Origin of the sequence: Allomuricauda sp. F6463D (assembly GCF_023015965.1) — a bacterium.
GTDB lineage: Bacteria > Bacteroidota > Bacteroidia > Flavobacteriales > Flavobacteriaceae > Flagellimonas.
Genome location: NZ_JALKAN010000001.1, coordinates 317,878 through 330,024 on the forward strand (window position 1 = coordinate 317,878; position 12,147 = coordinate 330,024).

Annotated in this window: 10 protein-coding genes and 1 tRNA gene; 6 read left to right on the forward strand and 5 right to left on the reverse strand. The window is 36.8% G+C overall.

Translation table 11 applies throughout. From position 1 onward, the window contains the following. The first annotated feature begins 10 nt into the window (after nucleotides 1-10). The 4 genes from MWU56_RS01275 (at nucleotide 11) to MWU56_RS01290 (ending at nucleotide 4,952) form a co-directional block, all read left to right on the forward strand. Nucleotides 11-1,273 carry a hypothetical protein gene (locus MWU56_RS01275; protein ID WP_247041439.1) on the forward strand — a complete coding sequence of 421 codons (1,263 nt, stop codon included), beginning with the start codon at nucleotides 11-13 and terminating at the stop codon, nucleotides 1,271-1,273. Nucleotides 1,274-1,351: 78 nt separating this feature from the next. Further along, nucleotides 1,352-1,951: a hypothetical protein gene (locus MWU56_RS01280; protein WP_247041442.1), complete on the forward strand. Its 600-nt coding sequence runs from the start codon at nucleotides 1,352-1,354 to the stop codon at nucleotides 1,949-1,951. A gap of 224 nt (nucleotides 1,952-2,175) precedes the next feature. Continuing rightward, nucleotides 2,176-2,249 (forward strand) — tRNA-Arg (locus MWU56_RS01285). A 510-nt stretch (nucleotides 2,250-2,759) separates the two neighbouring features. Continuing rightward, the gene (locus tag MWU56_RS01290; RefSeq protein ID WP_247041444.1) at nucleotides 2,760-4,952 is read left to right on the forward strand and encodes a PAS domain-containing sensor histidine kinase; all 2,193 of its coding nucleotides are present in this window, start codon (nucleotides 2,760-2,762) and stop codon (nucleotides 4,950-4,952) included. Between the two features lie 90 nt (nucleotides 4,953-5,042). Here the strand turns inward: MWU56_RS01290 and MWU56_RS01295 are convergent, their stop codons facing one another. The 3 genes from MWU56_RS01295 to MWU56_RS01305 all read right to left on the reverse strand — a co-directional run bounded on the left by MWU56_RS01295 (nucleotide 5,043) and on the right by MWU56_RS01305 (nucleotide 8,118). Beyond that, nucleotides 5,043-5,456, reverse strand: coding sequence for a hypothetical protein (locus MWU56_RS01295; RefSeq protein ID WP_247041447.1), 414 nt, complete (start codon nucleotides 5,454-5,456; stop codon nucleotides 5,043-5,045). Between the two features lie 415 nt (nucleotides 5,457-5,871). Continuing rightward, nucleotides 5,872-7,170 (reverse strand): M20/M25/M40 family metallo-hydrolase, encoded by a 1,299-nt coding sequence (locus MWU56_RS01300; protein WP_247041455.1) that lies wholly within the window; start codon nucleotides 7,168-7,170, stop codon nucleotides 5,872-5,874. Nucleotides 7,171-7,239: 69 nt separating this feature from the next. Beyond that, complete coding sequence (locus MWU56_RS01305; protein WP_247041456.1) at nucleotides 7,240-8,118, reverse strand: aminotransferase class IV; 879 nt, start codon at nucleotides 8,116-8,118, stop codon at nucleotides 7,240-7,242. A 290-nt stretch (nucleotides 8,119-8,408) separates the two neighbouring features. On the opposite strand from MWU56_RS01305, the gene MWU56_RS01310 reads away from it, so the two are divergent. Together MWU56_RS01310 and MWU56_RS01315 are read left to right on the forward strand one after the other, a co-directional pair. Further along, a complete protein-coding gene (locus MWU56_RS01310) occupies nucleotides 8,409-9,128 on the forward strand; it encodes a prolyl oligopeptidase family serine peptidase (protein ID WP_247041458.1) in 720 nt (239 codons plus the stop codon). A gap of 5 nt (nucleotides 9,129-9,133) precedes the next feature. Continuing rightward, nucleotides 9,134-9,862, forward strand: a complete 729-nt coding sequence (locus MWU56_RS01315; RefSeq protein WP_247041460.1) for a M15 family metallopeptidase — start codon at nucleotides 9,134-9,136, stop codon at nucleotides 9,860-9,862. On the opposite strand, the gene MWU56_RS01320 is transcribed toward MWU56_RS01315, so the two are convergent. Then, the gene (locus MWU56_RS01320; protein ID WP_317236498.1) at nucleotides 9,859-10,971 is read right to left on the reverse strand and encodes a THUMP-like domain-containing protein; all 1,113 of its coding nucleotides are present in this window, start codon (nucleotides 10,969-10,971) and stop codon (nucleotides 9,859-9,861) included. The two genes, MWU56_RS01315 and MWU56_RS01320, sit on opposite strands and share 4 nt — an antisense overlap. A 73-nt stretch (nucleotides 10,972-11,044) precedes the next feature. Continuing rightward, nucleotides 11,045-12,145, reverse strand: a complete 1,101-nt coding sequence (locus MWU56_RS01325) for an AI-2E family transporter (RefSeq protein WP_247041464.1) — start codon at nucleotides 12,143-12,145, stop codon at nucleotides 11,045-11,047. Nucleotides 12,146-12,147 lie beyond the last annotated feature (2 nt).

Sequence of the window (12,147 nt, forward strand, 5' to 3'; positions counted from 1 at the left end):
ATCTACAATTATGAGAAAATACACAAAGTTCGGATTACTGGCAGCTGCTTTTTTAGTAGGTCTTTCAGGATATTCCCAAAACCGTCAACTCGACAATTTCCGTTCACCGGACAAAAATGGTATCAATGTTTTTGAAGCTGAGAAAGATACAGTAAGCACCTTTGATGGAGTAAAAGTAAGAGTCGGAGGCTCATCAACATTACAGTTCCAAGCATTGGACCATGAAAATTCTGGAGCTGTGGATCTTATTCCAATAGGCGATAATTTTAACTTGGCAACTGCAAACTTGGATTTGGATGTGGCCTTGGCTAAAGGTATACGTATGCACTTAAGAACGTACCTATCTTCTCGCCACCACCCAGAACCTTATGTGAAAGGTGGATATTTCCAAGTGGATAATTTGGATTTTATAAGTCCTGGTTTCTTAGAAGGTGCCATGAAGTATCTTACCGTTAAAGTAGGGCACATGGAAAACAATTATGGCGATGCCCACTTCCGAAGAACAGATAACGCCCAAGCCATGCACAATCCATTTGTTGGTAACTTGATCATGGATGCGTTTACCACAGAGGTTGGTGGTGAAGTATATTTCAGAAAAAATGGATTCATAGGTATGTTTGGACTTACCAATGGTAAATTAAACCAAGCTGTAAACAATCCCGATGCAACAGGAGCGTCCATTTTGGCCAAACTGGGATACGATGGCCAAGTGAATGAAGACTTGAGGATTAGATTTACAGGTTCCGTATACAGCACAGGTAAATCTTCCAGAACCTACCTATACAGTGCAGACCGCTCAGGATCTAGATATTATTTAGTGATGGAAGATACAGATGCTTCTGCATCTGGTAATTTTAGATCAGGTAGATATGACCCAGGATTTAGTAATGAGATAACAGCTTTTATGATCAACCCATTTGTGAAGTATAAAGGATTGGAGTTTTTCGGAACGTTTGAGACAGCTTCAGGAAAGACCGATGCTGAAACAGAGAATAGAAATGCAACACAGTTGGCAGGTGAGCTAGTTTACAGGTTTGGAAACGCTGAAGACTTCTTTATAGGTACTCGTTATAATACTGTGAACTCTGATGATCCATCTGGATCTGATGTGACCATTGATAGGTTTCAACTTGGAGGTGGTGTATTCTTGACCAAGAACATTTTGGCGAAAATAGAATATGTCAACCAACAGTATGATGGGTATGATACCACAAGTATTTTCAACGAAGGTGAATTTAAAGGGGTTTTATTGGAAGCTGTAATTAGTTTCTAAAACAAGAATGATGCTTGATGAAGACCTAGGGCAGTAATGTCCTAGGTCTTTAAACTTAAAAAAACTATATTAGGTAATATGTTGTATTTAAGTCCATATGTAACCAAAATTGTCTGGGTTGTTTCCATGCTGATAATTGGTTTTGGCATTACCGACCCCGAAAGGGAAACTAAAATTAGGGTGGCACCGGATAGCCAAGTGGTTATTTCGGGTACAACGAATGTTAATGAGTTTACCTGTAAATATAACCTGGAAGAACTGGAGTTGCCCATAGGGTTAGCTTATGACGAGAAAGAAGAACAAATACAGTTCAGTAACGCGCAATTAAAGTTGGCCAACGATTGTTTTGATTGTGGTGGAAAGGCAATCAATAAAGATTTCAAAGAATTATTACAGACAAAAGATTATCCACATGTCGAACTTAAGTTGTTGTATGTGAATCCTCCCCAACCCAATAGTGAAGAAATAGGTGTGGGTATGGAAATAAAAATAGCTGGTGTAACACGAATCTACGAAACCCAATTATATAGTGAACAACAAGGTAATATTTGTGTAGATGGGACTATACCGCTCAAGTTGACGCATTTTGGTTTAGAACCACCCCGAAAAGTTTTGGGAATGATCAAGGTTAACGATGATATAAAAGTTCAGATAGCCTTAAGGTTAAACGAAATTTAAAAACTATAATACATTAGTAGTTAAATCCGTTGCGAAAGTATATTCCCAACGGATTTTTTGTATTGTGAATGTAACGTGATAATGTGAAAATGGATGAAAAAAGAATAGACTTTTATTATAGTTTGGAGTAACCATTGTATTAGGTATTTTATAAAAAAGACAATAAATCAAAAAAAATATTTTTTACAATCGGTTACATTAGTATCTTTGCACCCGCAAAGTTTGGTCGCGTAGCTCAGCTGGATAGAGCATCTGCCTTCTAAGCAGACGGTCGAAGGTTCGAATCCTTCCGCGATCACGAGTGTTAATAACCCCCTTTCTGGGGGTTTTCTTTTTTATAGCCCTCTTTACATTCTATTTCCTGTTGTATTTGCATAGTATCTGATTCAATGGTTTTCTGCTCATTTTAAGCTTTATGAAGCTATTCATATCGAAATTTCTAAAAAATTCTTTTGGAGCGATATTCAAGAAATAGCTAATTGATCACAAATGAATATTTCCCAATCTTATTTTGACACGAACAAAGAATATTCCTTTGTATTGTTCCAACCCAATGCATAACCCTATTTTCATAATAAGGTAATACATCTGAATCGTTACTATTGAGAATTGGTCTAAGGGTGTTACAAACACTAAGAAATTTGGTTTGCTGGATACAATAAAAAACATAGTTGTATATTGGTAAGGAAGTATGGATTTTTGCCAGATAGACCTATCAATCATCGGTCAATACTATTACTTATTACATTAGCGTTGTTAGGAGCACCATTTAGCCCTATCTGGTTTTTACCAATTAATTAAAACCTTAATGATCATTGAACAATCCCTTTTAAAAAAGGCCCCCATTCCTTTGGCTGTATTGGACACAGATGGTGTCTTTCTAAAAGTATCGGACCGTTGGTCTACATATTTTGGACCAATCAATAAAATGGTTGGAAAATCATTTTTTGAAACCATGCCCGAGGTGCCAAAAGAGTTGGAATCGGATATTCGGCACTGTTTGGAATATAGTGACTTTAAATCCGGAGAAGCCCGTGCAGTTAGTGAAAATGGCAATGCTGTTTGGTATAATTGGAAAATTGAAACCATCACGAACGACAATGATAATATTGCAGGGATAATGCTGGTTTTGGAAGTTGATACGGAGAAAAAACTTGAAGAAGAATTTTTAGTGAATTCTCAGCGTGTTGCACAAGTTGGTGGATGGGAACTGGATGTTATTAAAAATGAAATCCATTGGTCTAGGATTACTAAAAAGATACATGGTTTGGATGATGATTACATTCCCAATCTTGAAGGGGCCATATCTTTTTATAAAGAAGGCTACAGTAGATTTACTATTTCAAAGGCTGTAAATGAGGCTATTGAACAAGGTAAGCCTTGGGATGTAGAACTCCAGATTGTTACAGCAAAACAAGAGGAAGTTTGGGTAAGAGCTATTGGAGAACCTGAAATAATCAATGGAGTATGTGTTAGAGTCATAGGTACTTTTCAAAATATTGATAGGCGGAAAAAAGCTGAAATTGATTATAATAGGGTTAGTGATAGATTGGCCCTCGCTACAGATAAGGCCGGCATTGGAATTTGGGAATACGATATCAAAAGAAATCAACTTTTGTGGGATTCTAATATGTACAATTTATACGGCATCGAAGAATCTGATTTTGAAGGAGTATACGAAGCTTGGGAGTCAAATGTGCTTCCCGAAGATTTAAAAGAGTTATCCAATTTGGCTAAAGATGCTATTAAAGGGATAAGAAACTATGACACCTCTTTTAGAATAAAATGGCCCAATGGCGATGTAAAGTGGATAAAAACCGAAGCAACGGTAATACGGGATGAAAAGGGGGAAGCGGTTAAAATGATTGGGGTTAATGTAGATATTACCGAATTAAAAAATACACAGCTGCAACTAGAAACTAGTGAGAAATCATTGTTGGGAGCTTTTGAAAACTCTTCTGTAGGAATGGCCCTCGTTGCAAAGGACGGCACTTTCATTAAAGTAAATCAAAGTCTTTGTGATAGTCTTGGGTATAGTAACGAAGAACTGTTAAGCCTCACTTTTCAAGATATAACCTACCCAGGTGATTTAGAAATTGATTTGTCCCTATTAGGTGAAGTTATTGACAACAAGCGCAATACCTATCAAATTGAGAAAAGATATTTTGATAAAAAAGGACAATTGGTGCATACACTTCTAACGGTAACAGCAGTAAAAAAGTTTGATGGGACAATATCCCATTTTGTTTCTCAAATTGTGGATATATCTTCTCGTATCAAAGCAGAAGAAAAATTAAAAAGCTTATTGGAATTAACTACCAACAAGAATAGTAGTCTTGTAAATTTTGCCCATATAGTATCTCACAATTTGCGCTCCAATGCAGCTAATCTAACCATGATCTGCAAATTCCTTTTGGACGACGAATTGAAACCTGAAGAGCAAAAAGAAATGCTCAATATGCTTGGTAGGGCCTCGGATGGGCTCAATGAAACCATTTCACACCTGAATGAAATAGTGCAAACAAAACTGGAGTCAGGTATTAAGCTCAAAGAAGTTTCTGTGTTTAAAACCGTAAACAAAGTTTTGGAAGATATAAATGCCTTGTTACAGGAGAATAATATAAATGTAAACACAAACATCCCAAATAATCTTAACGTAAAGGGTGTTCCAGCATATATAGAAAGTATTGTTATGAACTTGATTACCAATGGCATTAAGTACCGCGACCCTAAAAAGGAGAAACGAATGCTCACTGTAAAAGGTTTTGTCAAGGATGAATTTATAGTATTATCAGTGCAGGATAACGGAAAGGGAATTGATTTAGAAAAGTATGGAGATAAGATATTTGGAATGTATAAAACCTTTCATGGAAATGAAGATGCTAGAGGCATAGGACTTTTTATCACAAAAAATCAGATTGAGTCCATGGGCGGAACTATAGAAGTCGAAAGCGAAGTGGGCGTGGGAACTACATTTAAGATTATGCTATTAAAGGTGTAACGAGCATTGGTTTTAAAGATTTGATCTATAATTTTCGGGGATTCGGTAAGCGCTGTTATACGTAGCTGCTTTTAAAGTAATCAAAACTAATTATTGACTTCTTTCCTTCATTAGACGGGATAGGGTCTCTGGTCTCATTGCTAAATAAGAGGCTAAATATTTTTTGGGGAGCCTATCAACTATATGTGGCTTACTGTTTTCAATAAAATAATCCAACCGTTTACCAGCATTGGGAATCCTAGCTAAATAAACCCTTTGTTCGGCAAGTATATAATATTCCTCAAGTAAAAATTGGATTATGTCCCGCATTTCTGAAAAGTTGTCCCAACAGAATTTAAAGTCCTCATATTCTAAGTAGTCACAATATGTTTTTTCCAGACTTTGCATGTTTTCTAGGCTCTCTTCATTTCTGAAAAAGCCAGTGATGGAACTGAAAATTTCATTCTCGACATCTATCCAAGTAGTAATTTCCAATGAATCACTAACAAAAAAGCCTCTGACCATACCCTTTTTAATAAAATAGAGTCTGCTACATACTTCGCCGGCCTTATTGATTATTTCATTTTTTTCAAAGCTGCAGGTCTTTATATTTTGCAATAAATATGACTTTAGGCTTGGACTGATAGGGTAAATCGAATTAAGAAAAGGAACTATGAATATATTTTTTTCAATATTCTTGTTATGAACCATTTAAAGAGTTAGTTAAGTATATAAAATTTGAAACGGCTTAAAAATAATACAATAAGATGGAATTGAACTATTGTTGATTATAAAGTAGTGGAACTGCATTATTTATCATATAAAATGTAATCTAAACAAAAAGCCTCCGACTATTGGAGGCTTTTTAGTGTTTACTTTGTTGGTAATAAAAGTGTTACCTTAATTTCCATAATTGATTTGATAACAATACGGTGATTTGTTATTTACCGAGTCCTGCTTGGGATAAAGTGATCAATAAGGCCAATTGAATGGATTCGTCTGCTTCCTCATCGTTCAGATACCATTCGTGTAGCGAATGTGCTCCTCCACCTTGACCACCTCTGCCAATACAGACCGAAGGAATCCCTTTGGAAACTGGTATATTGATATTAGTTGAACCTCTCCCTAGGCTCGGTGTCTCACCAAAATATTTTGTTGCAGCCATTGTTCTTTGTATTAAGGGCAACGAAGCAGGTAATTCACCCGAAGGTCTATCACCAATTTTTATAAGCTCATATGTCACCTCACCACGCACCCCACTGCTATTGTATTCCGAAATGCCTTGTTCCATGGATTTTTTAAAAATAGCTTCTATCTCATCAAGGTTTTTAGGGTCTATTGCACGCATATCTACCTCCATCCAAGATTCAAATGGAATGGAGTTTACAGAGGTTCCCCCACCGATTCTCCCAACATTAAAACTAGTTTTCGGGCTATTTCCCGAAGTATATTCCCAAGCTGCTTTTGAAAAAACATCAATAGCTTTACCCAGGGCATGATGGGGATTGGCAAGCCCAAAGGCACCCCAAGAGTGTCCACCTTGTCCTTTAACTAATAATTTATAGCGCTTGGAACCCAGTCCGGCATTACTTATTCTTCCTAAGCTTCCACCATCAATAGCAATCCAGGAATCGATATCCAATCCAGATTCGTTGAAGAGATACTTCATTCCGCGAAGATCACCTAGACCTTCCTCACCTACAGTTCCTACGATTAACAGATCCTTTTTGGTCTCAATCTTAGCTTTGTTCATTGCCTTTAGCATACTGATGAGCATGGTTAAACCTCGAGTATCGTCACCAATTCCGGGTGCTTTTAAAGTATCTCCCACCTTTCTTACGGTAACATCGGTTCCTTCAGGGAAGACCACGTCCAAATGAGCATCCACGCCTACGTATCCAGATTCACCCGATGTACCTTTTCTAAGCCCGATCACATTTCCAACTTTATCGGTCCAGATACTGTCCACACCAGCATTTTCAAGCATTTTTGCAAAAACCTTACCTCTTTCATCTTCCATAAATGGTGGAGCCAACACCTCTGTTAGGGTGATAAGGTCTTCAGTAGTTTCATCCATCTGGTTTTTTATATGCCCAAAGGCTTCTATTACCATTTTGTTCTTGGCTAAACGTTCTACTTCCTTGGTATATTTTTTTTCTACCGTTGTACTTTCTTGGGCTAAAATGGTGTTCGATACAATGCCCATCGCAATTAAAATGCTTAATGTAATATGTTTCATTTTCCTTGTTTTATTAAGTGTTGAACTGTATTCTAAATGTATTTACATAAGAGACAATATAATATATATTCAAACAATAGCTAGTGATGAGTCAATACTCCTCAACTCGGCAAAAGCATTTTGCAATCTCTTGGTCAAATTCCCAATATCATTTTTTTGATAAAAAACATGGGTTCCCAATTGCGAAATCGATGCTACTTGGGTAGTAGTGCCTGTAAAAAATGCTTCGTCCATAGTTGCTATTTCATTTTGTGCAACCGGTTTTTCTATTACAGGTATTCCGAGGTCGTTGCAAAGCTTCAGAACAATTTTCCGAGTAATACCATTCAGGATATGTTCATCGGCCGGATGCGTTATTATGGTGTCATTTTTAACAAAAAAGATATTGGTGTGCGAACCTTCGGTAACAAAACCGTCCCTGACCAGGGCAGCTTCATCCGTATGCGCATTCATAGCCGTTTCATTCGTCATGATATTGCCAAGCAACGAAACGGATTTAATGTCGCACCTATGCCATCTAAAATCTGTTTCTAGGACGGCTTTCATGCTGTTCAGGTTGATAGAGGGGAGGCTATAGGGTAGGGCATACATCATCACTGTAGGAGGCACACCTTTTGGGTACCCATGTTTTCTTGGAGCCACACCCCGTGTAACCTGCATATAAATTAGGCAGGAAGTACCTTCTAGGTTAGAAGCGCTAAGGAGGTCAACTATTCGAGTATCAATTTCCTTAACATCGTACTCTATACCAATTTTCCCAAGATTGTCCTGCAATCGGTCGAGATGGGCCTTTTTGTAGAAAATGCCATGCTCTAATTGCATCATAACTTCGTAAATACCATCTCCAAAAAGGAATCCACGATCAAAAACAGATATTTTGGCATCGTCAGAGGATATTATCTCACCATTTAAATAGACTTTTTTTGGGAAGTTTCCTTTGGGTAACATGTAAGGTTGATTTTAAGTATAAAAATGCAATATCTAATTTCAAATTAAACTATAGGTGAAGGTAATTGTTATTTCTTGAAATTAAAATTTAGAACTTAAGTTTGATCATGGTCTCATCGAATCCTTTTCAACGAAAAACGCACCATGATAGGTGGCCACAGAAAAATATTTGGATCTTTTGGAGAAAGGCCAATTGTCTAACTTACACGCACAACATCAATCTAAATAATTTCGAAAGGGTAGAGGCATAGAAAGACATCGCCAACAAACTTTTGTAACTTGTAGCCGCTATGCAAAAAAGATTAAATCAAGTCTTAATATGGATCTTTGTGTTACTGCTTCAAGCATGTGCGGCACAATCCCATTTAGTACAGGATGAACAGGAGACGGTTATAACGGAAAATTTGAAATATTATCTCTACTATCCAGAAGATTATTTTGAAACAGATGAGGAATATGGACTTCTACTTTTTTTGCATGGCGGAGGCGAAGCAGGAAAAAACATCGACGAGATTAAAAAAAGTGGTCCTCCAAAAATGTTGGTGGATGGCACACAATTTCCATTTTTAATTTTGGCTCCGCAAAACCCATATGCCAAAAAGTGGTGGAACACGGATGCGGTTGTCCAGCTATTGGACTCGGTGACAAATACCAACAAAGTAGACAAAAATAGAATTTACGTAACAGGATTGAGTAGAGGAGGCAGTGCGTCGTGGGAACTTGCCACACAATATCCAAAAAAGTTTGCAGCAATGGCCGTCGTGTGTGGTATGGCTCCTTTGCCCTATGCCCATTGGATAGATAAAGACTTGCCCATATGGGTATTTCATGGTGATCAAGATCAAGTAATAGGTGTAGAGCAATCTGATAAAATGGTTGATAAACTGCGTGAAATGGGTCATAACGTTCGATATACAAAGTATAAAGATGTTGGACATAATGCATGGGAAAGGGCCTATGCTACAGATTCCCTATATACATGGCTCGCGGATCAAAAACGTATAAATTAAATTTAATGAGATATACATTACTATTCCTAAACCTGCTGTTGATTATAAGTTGCCGACAAAAAGAGCATAGAACGGAATCTGAGTTTGATCAAGTTACCGCCACACCAAGCAGTATGGACACGGTTCCAAAAGATGTACCCCCAACGCCCCAAAAGACAATTTTAAAGACTTTTGAAGGCTTGGCTGATACCACTTTTATACGATTGGCCGATTTTAGTGAAGATTTTGTATATGAGATGCGCTATGCCACCGAGAACAATTTTTTAAAGGCCAAGGTCTATGATTGTGCAGAGTGCTATACACGGGTAAAAACGGCAAAAGCTTTGATTGAAGCCAACAAAGAATTTATGAGGAACGGAGTAAAAATCAAGTTTTTTGATTGCTATCGTCCCAACTCCGTTCAGTATAAAATGTGGGAGATTGTACCCAACCCACAATATGTTGCCAATCCCGATAAAGGATCTATCCATAACAAAGGTGGTGCTGTGGACATTACATTGGTTGATTTGGAGGGCAACCAATTAGATATGGGAACCGATTTTGATTTTTTTGGTAAAAGGGCTTATCACGATAACATGGATCTGCCAAAGGAAATTTTGGACAACCGAAAACTACTTAAGGAGACCATGGAAAAACACGGATTTTGGTCTATTAGGACGGAATGGTGGCATTATAACCTCTCATCGGCTTCAAACGATAAGGTAGCCAACTTTAAATGGGATTGTCCAAACTAAACCTTTAAACAAATCAGAACAATCAATTTATCGTTCAAGTCCTTGGTTAGAAATAAGTACTGATCACCACCGTCTTTAATTTTATGCTTTTTGCGGAGTTCAGAAACCGAAAGCGGAAAATTTCTTACTGTGATATTGGCCTTTGTTATCCCAGTGGATTTGATAGTCTTTTTTGAATAGGGTAGTGTATGCTCAATTTTAAATCTTCTTCCGGGAAAATCAATGAGATGGTCGCAAGTATACAAATGGGAGTGAAGATGCAATTTTTTTACACCATATGCTTTTGCTACCGACTTAAATCCTCCCGATTTTAAAATGGCAGCATTTGGTTCGAATAAAAAGGCGTTCGGTGGCCCAAATTCAATATTTGTTAGTTGCTCTTCTTCCAAAATAAAACTGAAGTCGTCATTCTCCTTTGGTCGAATGTTAGTGGTAGTTATTTTGATATTGCCCGAATACTCTTTTTTTAAGATAAAAAGTAATTCCTTTACTTCATTGTTGATTGCAACAACATGTATTTCTTTTACAGAACGCAACTCCGAAATACCCTTTTTTATATCCAAAAGAGGAGAAGTTTTTATCAAAATATTTTGGGACTTTTCAAACATTAATGGAAGATGTTCAGGTAAATTAGGCAAGCAATCCTCTAGCAAAAAAACCTTACCTTTTATATCATTTCTTCGTGATGGATCAACATATATCCAATCAAAATGTTGTGTAGAATTTTTCAAAAAAACAATACCATCTTCAGGAATGCATTTGATGTTATTTTGTTTCAGAACTGTAAAATTGTAAGCGACAATTTCACTTAATTTTGTATTGATTTCACAATGCCAAACAGTGGCTATTTTTTTTGAAAAAAAATAGCTGTCAACACCAAACCCACCTGTAAGGTCAACCAACGATTTTCCACTTGCTAATTGAGCTTTGTACTTTGCAGTTATTTCCGAACTTGTTTGTTCAATATTAAGTTTGTTAGGGTAATAAATGTTGGAGGTGCCAAACCATGTGGGCAGTTTGCTTTCGCACTTTTTTTTAGCTTCCACCTGCTCAACAAGCTCTTTTTGACTGATACCCTCAAAAATAGGTTTCGCAAGCAAAACTGACATGATGTCAGAATGAATATTTTTACTTATAAAAGATTGAACACCAGTATTTAATATGCTTTTATTCAAACTATAACTATAAGTTTCTGGTCAATTTTTTCACAATGGAATGATCAGCTAAAAATCCTTTTAAAATTACCTTTATAGCTGTATATCCTGGGACGGCAACCACCATTCCAACGACACCAAAAAGAAGTCCGGCAATAATAATGACCAAGAAAATTTCTAATGGGTGAGACTTTACACTGGTGGAAAAAATAAAGGGCTGTGAAAAGAAATTATCAATGAGTTGACCTATGGTCAAACCTATTAAAACATATAACGCTTTAGGTAAAATCACAGTGCTAAAATCTGCACCTAAATAACTTGTCATGGTAAGAACGATCATCGTTACTCCACCAATGATCGGACCTATGTATGGAACAATATTAAAAAGGGCACACAAGAATGCAATTACGATGGCATTTTCCACACCAACAATTAAAAGTGAGATGGTATAAATAACAAAGAGGATAAAAAGCTGAAGTAATATTCCAGCAAAGTATCTGGAAAGCAAATTATTTATTTTATCGATGGATTTTACCAAGTTGCTTTCTTTGTTATCTGGAACAAAAGTCAAGATGCCATTTTGCATCAACTTGCTATCTTTTAAAAAGAAAAAAGAAATAAAGATTACCGAAAAAAGACCAACACTAAAACTACTCAATGTATTCACAAACGAATTAAGAAAATCAGGAATAAATCCTAGATTCAACCCTTTCAATACATTTTCTTCAATATGGGATTGATTCAGTAAATTGGTAAAACTTCCCGTTGAAGCACCAAAATAGTCCAAGGTTTGCAAGTACAACGTATTAAGGTCTCCTCTGAGCGCTTCAATATCCAGTAAGGATAGATTTTTGCTCTGTTCCGCTATGAGTGGAATAAATAGAGCGAGAATACCTAAAAAAATGGATAACATAAAAACCATTGTGACCACAACGGCCAATGTATTTGGAAACTTGAGCTTGTTGCGCAAGAAAATCACAACTGGTCTGCCCAATAGTGCCAAAACAGCAGCTATGGCCAAATAGGCCAGTACCGATTGTATTTTGTAGAAAAACCAACAGATCAATACGACACTGACCATAATGGCCACAGCCCGTAATATTCCGTTAGCAATTATTTTTGAATTCATTA